The sequence below is a fragment of the Alkalihalobacillus trypoxylicola genome (genome assembly GCF_001590785.1).
Classification (GTDB): Bacteria; Bacillota; Bacilli; order Bacillales; family Bacillaceae_D; genus Alkalihalobacillus; species Alkalihalobacillus trypoxylicola.
This window is the reverse complement of record NZ_LTAO01000012.1, coordinates 250,617-269,043: the sequence shown is the minus strand read 5'-3', so window position 1 is coordinate 269,043 and position 18,427 is coordinate 250,617. Positions and strand designations below refer to the sequence as shown.

The window sequence follows — 18,427 nt, the reverse complement described above, 5'->3', positions numbered from 1 at the left end:
ACTAAATATCACGACTCCCTTTTTGATTTTTTATTAATGCATTATAAGTGGCGAGCGTATCAGGAAAAATTAGTTGGCGTCTCCTTAAAAGAAAAGCAATCGTATTTTCCAAAGATTGAATAATAGCAGCATCTAAGTCCGTTTGGGCTATTATACGTACTTCTTCAACGCCTTTAAATTGCCTTCCTGGCTCTATATAATCTGCTAAGAAAATGATTTTTTCTAGCTCATTCATTTCTGGACGACCTGTCGTATGATAGGCAATAGCATCTAATATATCATAATCGGTAATGCCTATTTCATGTTGAACATAGTACGCTCCACACGGTGCATGTAGTAGTTCATCACCATAGTGTAGCAAATCCTGCCATTTCAACTTCTTTTTTACCAAATCACGCATTTCATTTTTGTCGCGAAACTTGGCATAATCATGAAAGATAGCAGCAAGCTCTGCTTTTTTAGGGTCAGCTCCAAATCTTTTTGATAGCGTAATAGCTGTCTGCATGACTCCAAGAGTATGCTGAAAACGATGTTCAGTTAAATGAGGTTTAATGAGTTCAAGTGCTTGCTCCCTCTCCATATAACCCTCTCTTTCTTATCATTCTCTCTACCTGCTCAGGAACTAAATATTTTATAGGCTTTCCTTCTTTAATACGCTTCCTTATCAAACTTGAGGATACATCTATTTGAATCGTTTTGATTTGGAGTATATTTTCACTTTTGACTACATCACTACCAGGGCGATGAACACCAATAAAGGTTATCATATCCTTCAGCTCTTCTATTTGATGCCAATTTGATAGTTGCTCGATCATATCTCCACCAATAATAAAATAAAACTTCACATCAGGAAACTGACTACGAAGGTGCTTCACCGTATCGAAGGTATAGGATATTCCTTTCCGTTCATATTCAACCGTAGAAATAAAAAAATTCTCCACATCTGAAACACATGCTTCTAGCATTTTAAGCCTGTCTTCATTTGAAGTTTGCGACTCGCGCTTTTTATGAGGAGGAGTATGAACGGGCACAAACCAAATTTCATCTAAATGACATTGATTTAAGACCTCTTGAGCCATAATCATATGACCGATGTGTGGTGGATCAAATGTTCCTCCAAACAATCCAATTTCCTTCATATTTAAGATAGCCCCTTTTTCTCTTTTTATCTATGGTAGCACTAAAACCTTATTTTCCTTTGATTCTTTATATAAAACAATTGTGCTGCCAATTATTTGGACAAGCTCTGCCTTAGCTCCTGTGGATAAGCTTTCTGCCACTTCACTTTTATCATATTCACAATTTTGAAGAACACTTATTTTAATTAATTCTCTTACTTCTAATACATCAATGATTTGTTGGATCATATTTTCATTTACTCCACCCTTTCCAACTTGAAAAATAGGTGAAAGATGGTGAGCTTTCGCTCGCAAAAAACGTTTTTGTTTACCTGTTAACATAGTAACCTCCTAGTTGTTGAAGAACTGTTTTTGTCATAAGCTTACGATTAGGACTCTGCTTTGTCCAATATTCAAAAGATAAAGCACCTTGATTCACAAACATTCCAACCCCGTTTAAAATCGTAGCACCTTTAGCTTCTGCTTCTGTTAAAAATTTCGTCTTTATAGGGTTATAAATTAAATCACTTACAATACTTTTATTGGACAGCTTGTCCAAACAGATAGGTGTCTGCTCTACTTGCGGACTCATTCCAACAGAGGTGGTATTTATAACAATATCAAATTGTTCTAAATTAGATTCAACTGTTTTTATTTCTTGAGCTTCCAAAAGAGAAACCGGCGAATGAAGTCTATTCAATAATTGCTCAGCTTTTTCTATCGTCCGATTGGCCACTACTATCCTTTTTGTATGATTATTTTTTAATGCTGTTACAACTGCTCTTGCTGCCCCCCCAGCCCCAATAATGGCTACTTGTTTTTCAGAGAGCTCACCTGTTAGAACTTCTAATAATGACTGTAAATAGCCTCTACCATCTGTATTGTACCCAATTAATTTATTACCTTCTCTCACAATGGTGTTCACCGCTCCTATTTCCAGTGCTTCTTCATCTATTTCATCTAGATAATTCATAACCTCAACCTTATGAGGAATGGTAACATTACATCCACCCAGCTGTAGAGAACGAATAGCCTCAACAGCATTTTGGAGATTTTGAGGCTCTACTTCAAATGCCATATATCTAGCAGCCACTTTTAAATCTTCAAATGCCTTATTATGCATACTTGGAGACATAGAATGACCAACAGGGTAACCTAACAGTCCATAGAGTTTTTCCATGATATTCCGACCACCTTTAATTTGCCATAATAGATTCTCGAATAGATACATGTACACCTTTTGGTGCATATGCTATGACATCTAACCCACTTCCATTTATTGAAACAAATCCTAATCCTGAGTAAACAAGATCGACCTTGTTATTCTTAACTCTAAATGTATGCTTCACCATTTCTGGGAAATCTTTGACCGATTCTGTCCCTGGTGGAGATAATAAATCTCCTAAGTGGTTAGAGAATAATTCGTCTGCTTTTTCTATTTTAGTTCGATGAATTTTTAGCTCGTTCGAGAAAAAGGAAACAAAAGAGGTTCGCTCTCCTTTTGCAAAATCCATTCTAGCAAGTCCGGCAAAGAAAAGGGTTTGTCCTTCATTTAATTGATGAACAATTGGTTTAATTTCTTTTTTAGGTGTAATGATTTTTAATTCTTTTTTATCAATATAGTGAGCCATTTGATGGTGATTAATAATTCCTGGAGTATCATAGAGGGTTTGACCATCATCAAGAGGGATATCAATCATATCCAAAGTCGTTCCTGGAAAGTGAGATGTCGTAATCATCTGTTCCTCATCTCCTTCAAATTCACGAATTATTCGATTGATAAAGGTTGACTTTCCTACGTTTGTCGCCCCTACTATGTATACGTCTTTCCCTTTTCTATACTCATCTATGCTATTGGCTATATCTAAAACACTTTCGCCCTTAGCAGCACTCATTAGCTTTACATCAATTGGCTTTAACCCTAAATCACTAGCTGATTTTCTTAACCAATTCAATAATTTATTACGATTGGTAGACTTCGGTAATAAATCAACTTTGTTCGCAACTAATAATACTTCATTTTTTCCAACGAATCGATGCAAACCATTCAGCCAGCTCCCATTAAAATCAAACACATCAACAATTTTTACGATAAGAGCCCTTTTTTGTCCTAGTGTATGAAGAATTTTCAAGAAATCATCATCTGTTAATGAGACATCTTGAACTTCATTATAATGCTTTAAACGAAAACAGCGCTGACAAATAATCACATCGCGTTGTAAGGCAGATGGAGGTGCATAGCCTAGTGCCATTTTATCCTCAGTTTGAACTTTCACACCACAGCCAGCACATATATATTGAGTTTCTTCACTCATGATTCTTCCTCCCATTGTATCAGTCCTTTTTTCCTCATTTGATTCAAAACGACTCTTTCCATTTTACGGTTAAATCTTGTAAAGAACCCGTCCGTTTTTGCAACAGGAACAACAAGAATGGTTTGAAGTCCAGCTCTATTGCCACCCAAAACATCGGTAAATATTTGGTCCCCCACTACGACCACTTCACTTGGTTTCAAGCCCATCTCTTTACTCGCTCGCAAAAAAGAACGGCGCATTGGTTTTTTTGCACTATGAATATAAACTACTTTTTCAGGATCGGAAAAGGCTTTTACTCGCCTTTCATTATTATTGGATACAATCGTTATTTTCATATCTAATTTCTCAATAGTTTTAAACCACTCTTTTACCTCGGTCGTCGCCAAAGCACGGTCCCACTCGACTAATGTATTATCTAAATCTGTAATGACTCCTTTAATACCAAGTTCCTTTAATTCAGTTAAATTAATTTCATAAATACTTTTTACATATTGGTTCGGAAAAAGGTTTTTAAACAAAATGCGCACCCCACTATATTTTCTTCATCTATAACCAATCTTTAACTATACCTTCTTTTTCTAATATTTTCAATAAAATAAGCTAATTATGATGAATCTATTAATAAATATACAAAAACATTATGTATTCAGAAAATTAAATACTTTTCGACAAGAATCACATTTTTTTGAATGTGGATAAAGTTATTAACGTCAAAAATACCCTTAAACCTTAACTTCCAATCAGTTAATCACATTTAACCCACAAGTTATCCACGTTTAGTTGTGGATAAAACGAACGGTTGTTCTATTAGCTGTTACATGGTAGGATAAGCTTAATTAATGGATTAACTTATAGCATATGAAAGAAAATGTGTGGTTAGAACGTTTGCGTAGTAAAAAATACATCTTTCAAGGAGGTGAACCTGTCTAAATAGCATAGACAGGAAATCATGCAAAACCTTTCAGATGAACTATTGATAGAAACGTTTTATAAAGCAGTTGAATTGGAGCTTAATCCTGACTTTATTGAATTAATTAAAAGCGAAATTCACAAACGTTCGTTACATGATAAAATAAGATTAAGCTCTTAAGTTCAAGGAACATGTTGCGGTTTAAGGGATTGAATGTAAAATAAGAGAGTAGCTCGTAACGGCTCTCTCTAAATGATTAAAGAATTATAAAAGGGATAGTAAATATGACATTTATTAAAACTTAGCTTATATATTTGAATTTTTACAAGCCTTAATCATTAGTATTATGAAGAGTATCGTTTTCTAAACGACGCTCTTCTTTTTTTTCTCCTGAATTAGGGTAAATACGAATATACTCCCTTGGCTCAAAGCGTCCAGATGGTTGGTTCCGATTTTTTTTATGCTCTTCAAGTGGCTGGAATGTTCCTCCACCGTTTTGAAATTCTTCATAACGGCTATTATCATTTATAATCCATGCACCGATAAAAAGAAATAGAAACAAAAAAAAACTAATGAGTAGTTTTTTTCGATTCGACATAGAATCTCTACCCTTCCTTATATGACTTATTTTCTATACCCTCTCCAAAAACGTCAATAAATATACACATTTGACCCCTTAAGCGCTTACAAACAGAAAGGGGTGAACGAGTTTCAAGGCTTGTCATATTCAGAAGAATTCTAGCTACTAACTTTTTAGTAAAAATGAAATAAAAAGGCCATTTCATGTAAACACTAAATGCATGTTTAATGCGTCTTTATACAAATTAGGTTATACTTTTAAATAGCGCGAAAAAGAATTCGCAAAAATTAAAGGGAGTTTAAAACAAGAGCCCAATTAGAATTTACTTTAATTAAGGAGGTATATATGTGATTAACGCTTTACACTGGGCTACGATTTCACCCCTATTGTTAGCCATCATTATTCCATTTATCTATAAGTATGCACGTTCAATACATACTGGTTGGTTTGTATTAGCATTACCTACAGTGTTATTTGTTTACTTCTTGAGTTTTATTCCTACAACCTCAAGTGGCGAAGTAATTGAACACTCTATTCCATGGATTCCTTCACTTGGGATTCATTTTAATGTTTATTTAGACGGACTAGGTTTATTGTTTGCATTACTGATAAGTGGAATTGGGGCACTCGTAGTCCTTTATTCTATCTTTTACTTATCAAAAACGAAGGAACAACTAAATAATTTCTATGTCTATTTGTTAATGTTTATGGGTGCAATGCTTGGCGTTGTTCTCTCAGATAATTTAATTGTTCTTTACGCTTTTTGGGAACTCACTAGTTTAGCATCAGCACTTCTAATCAGCTACTGGTCAACGCGAGAAAAATCTCGTTATGGTGCACAAAAATCTATGCTCATTACCGTTTTTGGTGGGTTCATGATGCTTGCGGGTATTATTCTACTTTATATCATGACCAATACTTTTAGCATACGCGAAATAATTTCTCAAGCTGATATCATATCAAGTCATGAGCTATTTATTCCGGCTATGCTCTTCATTATTATAGGTGCTTTTACTAAATCAGCTCAGTTTCCATTCCACATTTGGTTACCTGATGCGATGGAAGCACCTACCCCTATTAGCGCTTATCTACACTCCGCTACTATGGTTAAGGCGGGAATATATTTAGTAGCTAGATTTACACCTGTTTTTGGAGGATCAGAAACATGGTTTTGGATACTTTCTTTATTTGGAATGGCCACTTTATTGTGGGGCTCCCTTTCAGCAGTTCGTCAAAAGGATCTTAAAGGAATTTTAGCCTTTTCCACAATTAGTCAGCTTGGTTTGATTATGTCTTTACTCGGTTTAGGATCAGCTGCACTATACTTTAATGACGGTCAAGCAAATAGCTTGTACTATACAGCTATTGTTGCCGCTATTTTCCATCTGATAAATCATGCCACTTTTAAAGGAAGTTTGTTCATGGCTGCTGGAATTGTTGACCATGAAACAGGCACTCGTGATATTCGTCAGCTTGGTGGTTTGATGACCATCATGCCAGTCACATTTACCATCACCTTAATTGGAACTGCTGCGATGGCCGGGTTACCTCCTTTTAATGGATTCCTAAGTAAAGAAATGTTCTTTACAGCTGTTGTAAATGCTACAGAGTTTGGAATCTTCAACATGGAAACGTTTGGTCTTGCCTTCCCAGTAATTGCTTGGGTTGCCAGTGTTTTTACTTTTTTATATTGTTGTATTCTTTTTTTCCAGACCTTCAGTGGAAAATTTGAGCCGACTAATTTTAAAAAGGTTGTTCATGAAGCACCAATTGGCATGCTAATTAGTCCTGTTGTTTTAGTATCACTAGTCGTTATATTTGGACTCTTTCCAAACATCCTGTCTAAATCTCTCATTGAGCCAGCGGTCGCATCGGTCCTACCTTATTTAACTGCCGGGGAAATTGGTGTTGATATTTACATGTGGCATGGATTTAATACGGAATTGTTTATGACATTCGGCGTAGTCATTCTAGGGGTCATTTTATATGCGTTGATGAAAAAATGGATTCAATTATCTATTTATAAACGTGAGCGCGATCCATTTAACCGATTTTATGACGGAGCTTTATTTACCCTTTCATCAGGCGGTAAGAAGTTTACAGACGCTTATATGACAGAAAGCTTCCGCCGATATTTAATCTATATCTTTAGCTTTATGGTTCTATTTTTAGGATTTATGATGGTCAGACTTAACGTTATTGACTTAGTCCCTGAAAGGACAGCAGAAATTTCTATTCATGAAATTACTTTAGTCGTCGTCATGATTGCTGGAGCTATTACGGTAGCATTAGCTCGAACGAGATTAACTGCATTAGCAGGCTTAGGTAGTTTAGGGTTTGGAATGGCTATATTCTTCGTTTTATTTAGAGCACCTGATTTAGCTTTGACCCAGCTCGTAATCGAGACTGTTTCGACCGTTTTATTTTTACTTTGCTTTTACCATTTACCTCTATACAAAGAGACGAAGGATTCAAAGCCTTCAAAAATTGTAAATGCAATTGTTGCAAGTGGAGTGGGTCTTGTTGTCACCCTACTCGCAATATCTTCACATAACAATAAATTATTTGAGCCACTTACCGAGTTTTTCGTTAATGCCAGCTATGACGAAGCTGGTGGTAAGAACATGGTAAACGTCATTCTAGTAGATTTTCGTGGGTTTGATACTTTCTTTGAAATCGTTGTGCTTGTGATCGCTGCTATAGGGATTTACGCCATGATTAAAGGGAAAGTGGAAGAAAAGGAGGGTTTGTAAATGCATCCTAATGACGTTATTCTTCAAACCATTACGAAATGTTTATCGTTTATCATTGTTATATTTTCCTTTTACGTCTTCTTAGCAGGACATCATAATCCTGGTGGAGGATTTATAGGGGCATTAACAACGGCCTGTGCTTTTATATTAATAAGTGTTGCTTTTGACATTGAAACGGTTAGAAAAATGATTCCAGTTGACTATAAATATATTATGGCAACAGGCCTTCTCATTGCCGGTTTATCGGGAGTAGGCTCGATGATTTTTGGCGAAAATTTCTTATGGCAAACTTTTGACTATTTTGATTTACCTTTATTAGGAAATACAGAGTTAGCAACAGCCTTACTTTTTGATATTGGTGTTTACCTTGTAGTTATTGCTGTTGTTTTATCAATAATCTTTACAATAGGGGAGGAACATTAATGGAAATTATTATCTCCATCCTAAGTGGTATCCTCTTTACAATTGGCACCTATTTGATTCTTTCAAAAAATATGACGAAAATTATTATTGGAACAGCCGTCTTAAGTCATGGCGTTCACATGCTTTTGTTAACAATGGGCGGCTTAAAGCTAGGTGCCGCACCTCTACTTGGTTATGAGGAAGCGGCCTATACGGACCCATTACCGCAGGCATTAATTTTAACTGCTATCGTTATTAGCTTTGGTGTAACATCTTTTCTATTAGTTCTAGCTTATAGAACCTACAAAGTACATGGAACAGATGACATGGAAAAATTGAGGGGAATGATTGATGATGACTAACTTAATAATTTTGCCTATTCTCATCCCTTTTTTCACGGCTGTCATTCTTCTTTTTATTAGAAAGAGCGTCACTGTTGAAAGAATTATTAGTATTATTGCCGGAATCGCGGTTGTCATTGTAAGTGGATTACTTGCCTACGACGTTTTACAAAATGGTGTGTACTCCTATAATCTTGGTGGCTGGGTGCCTCCATTTGGTATCGCCTTAGTGGCTGACTCACTTTCAGCCTTACTTGTTCTTTTTACGAGTATCGTTGTATTAGTCTGTTTACTATTCTCCATTCGCGGAATTGATGAAATTAGAACAAAATTTTATTTCTATCCACTCGTTTACTTTCTAATGACTGGTGTAATCGGGGCCTTCCTTACTGGGGACATCTTTAATATGTTTGTTTTCTTTGAGGTTCTATTAATGTCTTCATATGGCTTAATTACACTTGGTGGTTCAAAGGCACAACTTAGAGAGTCGATTAAATATGTATTAATTAATGTTATTTCATCTGCCTTTTTCGTAATGGCTATAGCTCTTCTATATTCCGTTACAGGCACTTTGAATATTGCTGATTTATCTTCTCGTGTTGCAGAGGTTGGACAGCCTGGTATTTTAACAGTTATCGCCTTTTTATTCTTAATTGTATTCGGGATGAAAGCAGCTATCTTCCCACTGTTCTTCTGGCTTCCAGGCTCATATGCAGCCCCGCCGCCTGTCATAACAGCACTCTTTGCAGGCTTACTAACAAAGGTTGGTATTTACGCCATCTTTAGAATATTTACGATTGTTTTTTATCACGAGCCGCAAATAACGCATCTTACCCTAGAGGTACTTGCAGTCCTAACAATGATTGTAGGGGTCATCGGTGCAGTCGCTTATACAGATTTACAAAAAGTTTTAGTATATAATGTAGTTGCTGGAGTAGGTTTTATCATTTTCGGTATCTCCTCTTTTAATGAAGCAGGGATTTTTGGAGCAACGTTCTATCTGCTTCATGACATGCTTATAAAAGCTGCCCTATTCTTATTGGTTGGGGCAATGATTATCATTACGAAAACATCCTCGATGCATAAAGCAAGTGGCCTTATTAAAAAGCATCCGCTTGTTGGATGGTCCTTTCTAGTAGCTTGCTTATCTTTAGCGGGAGTTCCACCTTTTAGTGGTTTTTTCGGAAAGCTATTTCTTATTCAAGGTGGCTTTGAGGCTGGACAGTATTTCTCCGTAATCATATTAATACTAGCTAGTTTATTAATTTTATATTCAGTAATGAGAATCTTCTTTAATGTGATTCTTGGAGAAGAAAATTATGAAACCATGAACGAAAAGGTAAGTATTAAAGGACTTCTTTATCCTAGTATGATTTTGCTTTTCTTAACCTTTATCATGGGAATGGGAGCAGAAGCAATCGTACCGTACATTTCTGATGCTACCGAAACATTGCTAAATCCAGAGCTCTATATAGAAGCCGTATTAAAGGAGTAGGTAAATTATGATGTCCTTTCAGTTACTCATAAACTTCGCTCTTGCTATCGCTTGGATGTTCTTGTATAACACCTATGATTTACCGACCTTCATTATTGGATATATTGTCGGATTCATCATTCTATTCTTGATGAGAAGAATTTTCCCATCAAGGTTGTACATTATCCGAGTGTATGGAGTGGTTCATTTACTATTTGTATTTATTCGGGAGCTTATCATCTCCAATTACAGTGTTATGAGACTCATTTTAAAACCAAAATTAGATATTAAACCAGGTATTTTTACGTTACACGTTTCTTATAACTCCGATTGGGAGCTTACATTATTATCATTATTAATCTCATTAACACCAGGGACTGTCGTTATTGATGTTTCACATGATAAACAAAAAATGTATATTCATTCAATGAATATTGATGATATTGAAAGCAGTATCCATCATATTGAAGAATCCTTCCAAAAAGTTATTTTGGAGGTGAGCCGAACATGATTATTCAATCAACCTTGGACTATTTTCTGTACTTTGGTGCAGCGGTCATTTCACTAGGATTAGTAGGAGGAATATATCGAATTATAAAAGGACCTTCTCCTGCTGATCGATTAATGGCTCTTGATACAATAGGGATTAATTTAATTTCTTTAACTGCCTTAACTTGTATGATTTTAAGAACATCCGCATTTTTAACGGTTATTTTACTTGTCGGTGCTTTAGCTTTTATAGGAACCGTCTCTTTTGCAAAGTTTATTGAAAGGGGTGTTGTTCTTGAACGGAAACGTAATCATTGATGTAGCCGTTGGAATTTTTGTTGTCATAGGTGCTTTAATTTCATTTATTACAATGATCGGGTTAATTCGTCTTCCAGATACTTATACTCGTGCTCATGCAGCTAGTAAAAGTGCTACATTAGGAGTATTACTCATTTTAATTGCAACGTTAATTTTCTTCTATCCTGTTTATGGGTTCGACGCTCGCATTATATTAGGAATTATTTTTGTCTTTATTTCATCTCCAGTGGCTGGGCATTTAATTAGTCGTGCTGCGTATTTTTCCGGTATACCTCAGTGGGAAAATGCCGTTAGAGATGACTTAAAGGAAGTTCTTGAAAAGCGTAAAGAACGTTATTTAAAGCAGCTAGAAAGAAAAAAGGGAGCAGAAGGTGAAAAGCTCAAAGCATTAGCTGATCGTAAACGTGAAGAAAATAGTAATCGTGAGCTTTAACAAAAAAACGTCGCCAAAAGCCAGAGGCTTAAGCGACGTTTTTTTATTTTTTAACAGCAATTGGTTGTCCCATTTGAATGGATTGGTTCACCTTAATATCATCAAATGTAACAAAATTCTCTTCAAACAAAAGAATTACTGTTGATCCAAAAGAGAAATAACCAAGCTCTTCTCCTCTTTTTATATGTTGTTCAGAATGAGTGACTTCGATTGTATTAATATTCATAGCTCCTACTTTTATGACTAAGCACTTTCTACCATCATCCTCTAGCTCTGTAATAACCCTATAATTTCGTGATAAAGGCCGTTTACCGTATTTTAAGCCTGCATCATTAACGGGATAGGAATTCCCCCCTAATGTTTGTTGTTGGTTAATTGTAGCGTCAAGAGGGCTATGAATACGATGATAGTCTCGAGGGCTTAAATAAAGGATAAGAAAAGATCCCCTTTGAAACTCCTCTGCTTTTTGTTTGCTTCCGAGTAATTCATTTAAAGAATAGTATTGCTCTTTTACGTAAAAATTCTGCTCTTGGTCTATTTCACCAAAAGCAGCTACTTTCGCATCGACTGGGCTAACGACCATTGTAAGCTGTTGGTTAATGGGTCGCACTTCCCTCTTTAACCTTCTAATAAAAAACTCATGTAAGCTTTTATACTCCCCTATATTTTTTTCTGCTTCTTCCAAATTAATCTGAAAAGTTTTATAAAAAGAAGGAATCATCGGTTTACTTAGCTTTGATTGAGCAAACTTTTTTAGAAGCTTTGTTTGAAATGGATTATTGCTTAATTCGACAAATGCTCTATAGATTCTTTGTTTCATAGCTTCTCCTTTCGACTTACTGTCGTAATTTATTTCAACAAACAAGGTCCTTTTTGTAGTCGTATCATCAATGATGTGATAAGATATTACTTTAATAATAGTAATGAATCAGATCACTCATACTACGTTCTTGAACTTCGTTTATTTTAAAATTTATTTATTATTCTGCAAGGAGTGAATTCTATGTTTCTTTTACAGCGTTTAGATAACACACGTAAGAAACTGAAAGGACAAATTGCAAATGTTTTGACTCTATTAAATCTTACTTTAGGTGCTTTTGCAATCCTTTATACCATACAAAGTGAATTAACACTTGCTTTACTGTTTATTGCAATAGCTGCCGTATTCGACCGATTAGATGGTGCCGTTGCAAGAAAGTTTAATGCAACTTCTGACATCGGAAAGCAATTGGACTCATTAAGTGATATTATATCATTCGGTGTTGCACCCGCTCTCCTTATACATGAAGCGGTACTCGTTGAATTTGGCTTTGCAGGAGCATTTTTTGCAATTGTTTTTATTATTTGTGGAGCCATTAGATTAGCAAAATTCAATGTAAGTGAATCCACTTGTTACTTTGTAGGTGTTCCCATAACACTAGCTGGATGTATCCTAACTTTTACTTCATTATTTGTTGGTTTTTTACCTGAATTTTTGTTTATGTTCATTTGCTTATTTCTCGCCCTTTCCATGATTAGTCCTCTCAAAATCAAAAAAATGTAAAGCGCTTTTATTTCCAATAGAATTGTTAATATTCGACATAACTAGTGACTTTTCCGTGTGATTTTCTATAAAGTTCTTGAACAAATATCAAAAATCGTGAAAATAATGGCTTATTATGAATGATTTTCCTCCGAAAGGCTTGACAGTATTAGGCTTCAAGAGTAAATTTGAAGTGCAGGTGATTTTATTGGATATGAAGCACGCTGCTAAAAAGTCAGAATGAGCTTTTGTTTTCAAAGATTTGAAAACAAGTTTTTTCTAAACATGGTATGAAAGGGAGTTTTTTTGATGAACAAAACAGATTTAATTAACGCAGTATCTGAGCAAGCAGAACTTTCTAAAAAGGATGCTTCAAAAGCAGTTGACGCTGTATTCGAAAGCATTACCACTACTTTAGTTGAAGGTGGAAAAGTACAACTTGTTGGTTTTGGTAGCTTTGAAGTTCGTGAGCGTTCAGCTCGTAAAGGACGTAACCCACAAACTGGTGAAGAAATCGAAATTGCTGCTACTAAAAATCCAGCATTTAAGCCTGGTAAACAGCTTAAAGACGCTGTAAACTAATTGGAAGCATCAAAGAAGTGATGGTTAATAGCCATCACTTCTTTTTTCTTTGTTATTTTTAATTTTCGCAATTATTCTTGTTTTCCTATTTTAAATATGATAGTGTATGGATGAATATAATTACATACTCGTTTTAACCACTAGGGGTGCAATTTTTTGCTGAGAGAGGTTTTGATGCCTTAACCCTTATACCTGATCTAGATAATACTAGCGGAGGGAAGTGGGTCAACTATTCATGAGAGATTTATGAATAGATTTGTATTTTAGTGCACCTGTTGCTTTTGCAGCTTGGTACATTTATACGGACCAATAACACTTCCAGTCGAATTTCGCCTGGAGGTTTTTTTATGTTTTAAATCACTCCCCTTCCCCCATTGGTTACGAGTATATAAAAAGAGGAGGAACCAATGAATTCTAATCCGTTATCTAATTTAGTAGAGGAGCATAAAGAGGAACTTCTTTCCTTACTTACTAAATTAGTATCATTTCAAACTGAGAGCCCGCCAGCCCGAAATACCTTGCCTGCCCAAAAATTTATCGCTGATTATTTAAAAGATTTAGGTGCTGATGTGGACATGTGGGAAATTTACCACAATGATTTCAATGTTGTTGGAACGAAAAAAGGAAGTAACTCCAATGAATACAGGAGCCTTATTTTAAATGGACATATTGACGTTGCTGCCATTGAAGATAAGGAGCTTTGGGACACCCCGCCTTTTGAAGCGACCATTAACAATAACTCTATCTTTGGTAGAGGTGTAGCAGATATGAAAGGTGGTTTAGCTGCCTGTCTCTTTTGTTTATCTCTTCTCAAAAAGGAAGGTTTCGAATTAAAAGGAGATGTCATTTTACAATCAGTTATTGGTGAAGAGGTCGGCGAAGCCGGCACAAAAGAATGTATAAATCGTGGCTACAGTGGCGATTTTGCCATTGTTGCTGACACAAGTGAATGTCAAATTCAAGGTCAAGGGGGCGTTATTACGGGCTGGGTTACGATCGAAAGCCCTACGACTCATCATGACGGTACAAGAAGTAAAATGATCCATGCTGGCGGTGGTCTGTTTGCTGCTAATGCTATAGAGAAAATGACTAAAATGATTAATGGTTTACAGGATTTAGAAAGACATTGGGCTGTAACCAAATCATATCCTGGATTTTTGCCAGGAAGTAATACGATAAATCCAGCAGTCATTGAAGGAGGGATTCATCCAGCCTTCACACCTAATCAATGCGCATTATGGATTACGGTTCACTTTTACCCTAATGAATCCTACGAATCCGTTACACAAGAAATTGAAGAGCATCTAATGGCTGTAGCTAGTAGTGACCCATGGTTAAGGAAAAACCCTCCTGCCTTCCGCTGGGGAGGTAATTCGATGATTGAGGATAGAGGAGAAATATTTCCTGCTCTTGAAGTGAGTCCAAATTGGCAAGGGGTCCAGCTGCTTCAAGAAACGCACAAACAAGTTTTTAATAAGGATGTAAACGTCTCCATGTCTCCATCTGTTACAGATGGTGGCTGGTTATCAGAAGCGAACATTAAAACCGTTATCTATGGTCCAGGTAAGTTAGAACAAGCCCATTCTCTTAATGAAGAGCTATCTATTGATGAACTTTTCGACTATTGTAAATCTCTTATTCAATTCATCTATCAATGGTGTAATTTACCGAAGGAGGAAATATAAAATGAAATTCACAGACCGTATTTATGAGACAGCTAAGCCTATTTGGAATCAAAGTCATCATCACCCTTTTGTTCAAGGAATCGGACACGGTACATTAGATATCGATAAATTTAAATTCTTTATGTGTCAGGATTATATTTATTTGATTGACTATGCTCGCTTATTTGCACTGGGTAGCTTAAAAGCAGACCGACTTGATGTTATGCAAACCTTCGCTCAAATGCTCCACATAACATTAAATGAGGAAATGGCCTTACACCGTGCTTATGCAAAGCGACTTGGTATTTCTGAAAGTGAGCTAACCAATACAAAGCCCTCTCCCACTACTATTGCTTATAGCTCGTACATGTTAAATATCGCACAAAGAGGTTCTATTAAGGAATTATTAGCAGCTGTCTTGCCTTGCGCTTGGAGCTATTATGAAATAGGGAAAAAATTAAGTGAAATACCCGGGGCTATGGAGCATGAATGGTATGGTGAATGGGTACAAATGTATCAGTCTCCTGAATTTGGAGAAGTTGCTTCTTGGCAAATTAATTTATTAAACGAATTCACTACCTTTAGCTCTGAAGAAGAAAAGAATCAGTTAGAAGAAATCTTTTTAAATACGAGTCGTTTTGAATACATGTTTTGGGACATGTCTTATCAAAAAGCGATGTGGCCTTTAGATGAGAAGTAGTATTATTGATTTTGAGCAGGTCTCTTTTTCTTATCCGAAAACATCTGAATTAGTTATTGATGAGCTTAGCTTTTCAATTACTGAAGGAGAATTTGTATGCTTTATTGCTCCAAGTGGAACAGGCAAAAGTACTTTATTTCGCCTGATGACTTCTCTTGAATTACCAATTTCTGGTACCATTTCCTTTCGCAATCAACCGATCGCCGAAGGAATGAAAAAGATTGGCTATATGCCTCAGCGTGATTTACTACTAGAATGGAGAACCATATTAGACAATGCGGCTCTTCCTTTAGAGCTTCAAGGAATAAACAAAAAAAAAGCGAGAAAAATGGCTTCTAGTTATTTAGAAGAATTTCAGCTTCATCAACATAGTCACAAATACCCTCATCAGCTCTCTGGTGGTATGAGGCAAAGAGTTTCCTTTTTACGTGCCATGCTTAGCGGTAAAGACCTTCTACTCTTAGACGAACCTTTCAGCGCTTTAGATGCCATGACAAGAATGACTATGCATGAATGGCTCTTACAGATGTGGAAAAAATGGAAATTAACGATTATTTTTGTTACTCATGATATTGATGAGGCTTTACTTTTGGCCGATCGAGTGTTCATATTTTCTAAAAAGCCACTCTCTTCATATAATCAATGTGTAATAAAAGAAACTCGACCACGACAAATGAAAAACGAATTATTTGAATGGAAACAAGAGATTGTTCAGCAATTAACAGAAGCACCTCCTATACATTCATTAGTAAAAGAGAAACTTTTCTGAATGAATTAAATCGTTCATAACAATAGCGTACACACTAAGTGACAACCTCTTAAAGGAGATACTTTATGTATTTTTTTCATGCCGTAAAACAAAGGTTAAGTGCTTTGTTTTTAATTATTATTTTAATACTAATTTGGGAGATTGTAGCAGACCATCTCAACATGCCTTATATGTTCCCTTCTCCCTCTCTTATCTTATTTAAGCTTTTTGACATTCACGAAATACTGTTCTATGTACATCTTCCTGCGACTCTTACTGTTGTTGGGATTGGACTTGCTCTATCTACCATTCTTGGGGTTGTTTTAGCTATTTGTATGCATCTCTTTAAAATTCTAGAACGAGCCGTATATCCCCTTTTAGTTACGTCTCAAACAATACCGATTATTGCCCTTGCTCCAATTTTTGTTTTATGGTTTGGCTACTCCATCTGGAGTAAAGTGGTGGTGACCATTTTGATTACCTTTTTCCCTATTACTGTCAATACGTTCGATGGATTTAGGTCGGTATCATCCGAACAGAAAGAATGGTTTTTAACAGCAGGAGCAAACAAATGGAATCTTTTCACAAAATTATACGTACCTTCTGCTCTGCCTTCATTTTTATCTGGTTTAAAAATAGCTATTCCCTTAAGCGTAATTGGAGCTGCTATAGGAGAATGGCTCGGTGCAAATGCAGGGCTTGGGTATTTCAGTCGCCGCATGATGACTCAGTTTGATGGGGCTGGAGTATTTGCCCCTATTGTATGGTTATCTTTAATTGGTATTACTGGGTTTTTATTAGTAACCATTATAGAAAAATATGGATTTAAGTGGAGGAGAACTAGATGAAATTCTTGAAAATAAAAATGATAGCCGTAGTAAGTACTCTTATTTTCTTAAGCGCTTGTCAAACCGAAGCTCAAAATAACTTAAAACAGGTTGAAATAATGCTCGATTGGTATCCAAATGCGGTCCATACCTTTTTATATGTAGCATTAGAAGAAGGATACTTTGAGGAGGAAGGTTTGGATGTGGACATTGTATTTCCTGCCAACCCCTCTGATCCCATTCAATTAGCTGGCTCTGGCGCTATTGAATTTGCCATTAGTTATCAAAATAATATCATTCTAGCTCAGGAAGAGGATTTGCCTGTATCGGTTGTAGCTCCTATTGTTCGTAGCCCTTTAAATCACCTTTTATTTCTTAGTAGCCAGAATTTTAATAGCCCAGCAGATTTAGAAGGACATACGGTAGGTTATTCAGGGATTGCCTTAAATGAGTTATATTTAAAAACAATGGTGGAATTAGATGGGGGCGATTTTTCTAAAGTTAATGTAATTGATGTTGGATTTGAATTAGGTCCTGCTATTATGAGTGAAAGAACGGACGCTATTATTGGTGCTTATATTAATCACGAGTATCCTGTACTACAACATAAGGGCTTCGATATAGATTACCTAAACCCTGCTGATTATGGTGTTCCCTCGTATTATGAGTTAGTCCTTATTGCGAATTCTTCTTTTCTAAGTGAAAATGAAGATATTGTAAATGCTTTTTGGAGCGCGGCTGAGAAAGGCTACTCAGATATGAAAGAAGACCCCTATGGAAGTTTAGATATTCTTTTACAAAATCAAGATGAAGGGAATTTCCCTTTAATTGAATCTGTTGAGAGAGAAAGCTTAGATATTTTGCTAGAAAAAATGGAAAGTCCTAACGAACCTTTCGGTAGCTTCGATCAAGCTCATTGGGATGATGGAAAGCAATGGCTACTATCCAACTATGAACAAAATTAAGTAATGATAAAACCAACTATTTTCTATGTTAAAATGGTTGGTTTTTTCTTTTATTTGAATCCATTTCATCATTCATATCTTATAATGAAAAACTAACGTTTAGGTTTTTGATTTCCACTTTAGGTAGATGCTTTCCCAAGGGCTTGTCTTCAGCTAACTCCCACTACGCAAGGCTTCGTCAGAGTGGATCTTCAGACTGCGCTCATCCTTTGGGAGTCACTACCTACCGTTACAATCAACAAGTGATTTCGGAAACATTCAAAACATATTCTATAAGAAACGTTCT

The 18,427-nt window shown here is 36.0% G+C and carries 23 protein-coding genes and 1 riboswitch; of the genes, 15 read left to right on the top strand and 8 right to left on the bottom strand.

Annotation, left to right across the window (positions count from 1 at the left end; all coding sequences use genetic code 11):
• Position 1: 1 nt before the first annotated feature.
• The 6 genes from yqeK to AZF04_RS08405 are packed head-to-tail and all read right to left on the bottom strand — an operon-like array spanning position 2 to position 3,951.
• Complete coding sequence (gene yqeK, locus AZF04_RS08430) at positions 2-580, bottom strand: bis(5'-nucleosyl)-tetraphosphatase (symmetrical) YqeK (RefSeq protein WP_045486065.1); 579 nt, start codon at positions 578-580, stop codon at positions 2-4.
• A complete protein-coding gene (locus AZF04_RS08425; protein ID WP_045486068.1) occupies positions 558-1,139 on the bottom strand; it encodes a nicotinate-nucleotide adenylyltransferase in 582 nt (193 codons plus the stop codon). Before AZF04_RS08425 ends, yqeK begins: the two co-directional genes overlap by 23 nt.
• Before the next feature lie 30 nt (positions 1,140-1,169).
• The gene (gene yhbY / locus AZF04_RS08420) at positions 1,170-1,460 is read right to left on the bottom strand and encodes a ribosome assembly RNA-binding protein YhbY (protein WP_045486071.1); all 291 of its coding nucleotides are present in this window, start codon (positions 1,458-1,460) and stop codon (positions 1,170-1,172) included.
• The gene (gene aroE / locus AZF04_RS08415) at positions 1,447-2,298 is read right to left on the bottom strand and encodes a shikimate dehydrogenase (protein ID WP_061948345.1); all 852 of its coding nucleotides are present in this window, start codon (positions 2,296-2,298) and stop codon (positions 1,447-1,449) included. Before aroE ends, yhbY begins: the two co-directional genes overlap by 14 nt.
• A 16-nt stretch (positions 2,299-2,314) precedes the next feature.
• Positions 2,315-3,433, bottom strand: a complete 1,119-nt coding sequence (yqeH, locus tag AZF04_RS08410; protein ID WP_061948344.1) for a ribosome biogenesis GTPase YqeH — start codon at positions 3,431-3,433, stop codon at positions 2,315-2,317.
• Positions 3,430-3,951, bottom strand: a complete 522-nt coding sequence (locus tag AZF04_RS08405) for a YqeG family HAD IIIA-type phosphatase (protein WP_045486080.1) — start codon at positions 3,949-3,951, stop codon at positions 3,430-3,432. Before AZF04_RS08405 ends, yqeH begins: the two co-directional genes overlap by 4 nt.
• 431 nt (positions 3,952-4,382) lie before the next feature.
• Here AZF04_RS08405 and AZF04_RS08400 point away from each other — a divergent pair, with 431 nt between their 5' ends.
• Positions 4,383-4,523, top strand: coding sequence for a sporulation histidine kinase inhibitor Sda (locus tag AZF04_RS08400; protein WP_045486083.1), 141 nt, complete (start codon positions 4,383-4,385; stop codon positions 4,521-4,523).
• 151 nt (positions 4,524-4,674) lie between these two features.
• Here the strand turns inward: AZF04_RS08400 and AZF04_RS08395 are convergent, their stop codons facing one another.
• Complete coding sequence (locus AZF04_RS08395; RefSeq protein WP_061948343.1) at positions 4,675-4,941, bottom strand: hypothetical protein; 267 nt, start codon at positions 4,939-4,941, stop codon at positions 4,675-4,677.
• A gap of 332 nt (positions 4,942-5,273) precedes the next feature.
• Between AZF04_RS08395 and AZF04_RS08390 the strand changes: the two genes are divergently transcribed.
• From AZF04_RS08390 to mnhG, 7 genes are read left to right on the top strand one after another with little or no spacing between them, the layout of a single operon-like run.
• Positions 5,274-7,676, top strand: a complete 2,403-nt coding sequence (locus tag AZF04_RS08390) for a Na+/H+ antiporter subunit A (RefSeq protein WP_061948713.1) — start codon at positions 5,274-5,276, stop codon at positions 7,674-7,676.
• Positions 7,677-8,099 carry a Na(+)/H(+) antiporter subunit B gene (locus AZF04_RS08385; protein WP_045486096.1) on the top strand — a complete coding sequence of 141 codons (423 nt, stop codon included), beginning with the start codon at positions 7,677-7,679 and terminating at the stop codon, positions 8,097-8,099.
• The gene (locus AZF04_RS08380) at positions 8,099-8,440 is read left to right on the top strand and encodes a Na(+)/H(+) antiporter subunit C (protein ID WP_045486099.1); all 342 of its coding nucleotides are present in this window, start codon (positions 8,099-8,101) and stop codon (positions 8,438-8,440) included. The genes AZF04_RS08385 and AZF04_RS08380 overlap by 1 nt, the downstream gene beginning before the upstream one ends.
• Positions 8,430-9,914, top strand: coding sequence for a Na+/H+ antiporter subunit D (locus AZF04_RS08375; RefSeq protein ID WP_082795298.1), 1,485 nt, complete (start codon positions 8,430-8,432; stop codon positions 9,912-9,914). Before AZF04_RS08380 ends, AZF04_RS08375 begins: the two co-directional genes overlap by 11 nt.
• Positions 9,915-9,921: 7 nt before the next feature.
• Positions 9,922-10,404 (top strand): Na+/H+ antiporter subunit E, encoded by a 483-nt coding sequence (locus tag AZF04_RS08370; RefSeq protein WP_081766700.1) that lies wholly within the window; start codon positions 9,922-9,924, stop codon positions 10,402-10,404.
• Positions 10,401-10,700, top strand: coding sequence for a Na(+)/H(+) antiporter subunit F1 (locus AZF04_RS08365; protein ID WP_045486102.1), 300 nt, complete (start codon positions 10,401-10,403; stop codon positions 10,698-10,700). The genes AZF04_RS08370 and AZF04_RS08365 overlap by 4 nt, the downstream gene beginning before the upstream one ends.
• Positions 10,678-11,133, top strand: coding sequence for a monovalent cation/H(+) antiporter subunit G (gene mnhG / locus AZF04_RS08360; RefSeq protein WP_064504088.1), 456 nt, complete (start codon positions 10,678-10,680; stop codon positions 11,131-11,133). The genes AZF04_RS08365 and mnhG overlap by 23 nt, the downstream gene beginning before the upstream one ends.
• A 43-nt stretch (positions 11,134-11,176) precedes the next feature.
• Here the strand turns inward: mnhG and AZF04_RS08355 are convergent, their stop codons facing one another.
• On the bottom strand, positions 11,177-11,953 hold the full coding sequence (locus tag AZF04_RS08355; protein WP_061948342.1) for a phosphatidylserine decarboxylase: 777 nt from the start codon (positions 11,951-11,953) through the stop codon (positions 11,177-11,179).
• Between the two features lie 183 nt (positions 11,954-12,136).
• Between AZF04_RS08355 and pssA the strand changes: the two genes are divergently transcribed.
• The 7 genes from pssA to AZF04_RS08320 all read left to right on the top strand — a co-directional run bounded on the left by pssA (position 12,137) and on the right by AZF04_RS08320 (position 18,141).
• Positions 12,137-12,676, top strand: coding sequence for a CDP-diacylglycerol--serine O-phosphatidyltransferase (pssA, locus tag AZF04_RS08350; protein ID WP_045486108.1), 540 nt, complete (start codon positions 12,137-12,139; stop codon positions 12,674-12,676).
• A 288-nt stretch (positions 12,677-12,964) separates the two neighbouring features.
• Positions 12,965-13,237: an HU family DNA-binding protein gene (locus tag AZF04_RS08345; RefSeq protein WP_045486111.1), complete on the top strand. Its 273-nt coding sequence runs from the start codon at positions 12,965-12,967 to the stop codon at positions 13,235-13,237.
• A 132-nt stretch (positions 13,238-13,369) separates the two neighbouring features.
• A riboswitch (TPP riboswitch) is annotated at positions 13,370-13,473 on the top strand.
• Positions 13,474-13,644: 171 nt separating this feature from the next.
• Positions 13,645-14,922 carry an acetylornithine deacetylase gene (locus AZF04_RS08340; RefSeq protein ID WP_061948341.1) on the top strand — a complete coding sequence of 426 codons (1,278 nt, stop codon included), beginning with the start codon at positions 13,645-13,647 and terminating at the stop codon, positions 14,920-14,922.
• 1 nt (position 14,923) lies between these two features.
• Positions 14,924-15,601 (top strand): thiaminase II, encoded by a 678-nt coding sequence (gene tenA, locus AZF04_RS08335; protein ID WP_061948340.1) that lies wholly within the window; start codon positions 14,924-14,926, stop codon positions 15,599-15,601.
• Complete coding sequence (locus AZF04_RS08330; RefSeq protein ID WP_061948339.1) at positions 15,591-16,370, top strand: ABC transporter ATP-binding protein; 780 nt, start codon at positions 15,591-15,593, stop codon at positions 16,368-16,370. The genes tenA and AZF04_RS08330 overlap by 11 nt, the downstream gene beginning before the upstream one ends.
• Positions 16,371-16,435: 65 nt before the next feature.
• Positions 16,436-17,197: an ABC transporter permease gene (locus AZF04_RS08325; protein WP_061948338.1), complete on the top strand. Its 762-nt coding sequence runs from the start codon at positions 16,436-16,438 to the stop codon at positions 17,195-17,197.
• The gene (locus tag AZF04_RS08320) at positions 17,194-18,141 is read left to right on the top strand and encodes an ABC transporter substrate-binding protein (RefSeq protein WP_061948337.1); all 948 of its coding nucleotides are present in this window, start codon (positions 17,194-17,196) and stop codon (positions 18,139-18,141) included. The genes AZF04_RS08325 and AZF04_RS08320 overlap by 4 nt, the downstream gene beginning before the upstream one ends.
• Positions 18,142-18,427: the final 286 nt, after the last annotated feature.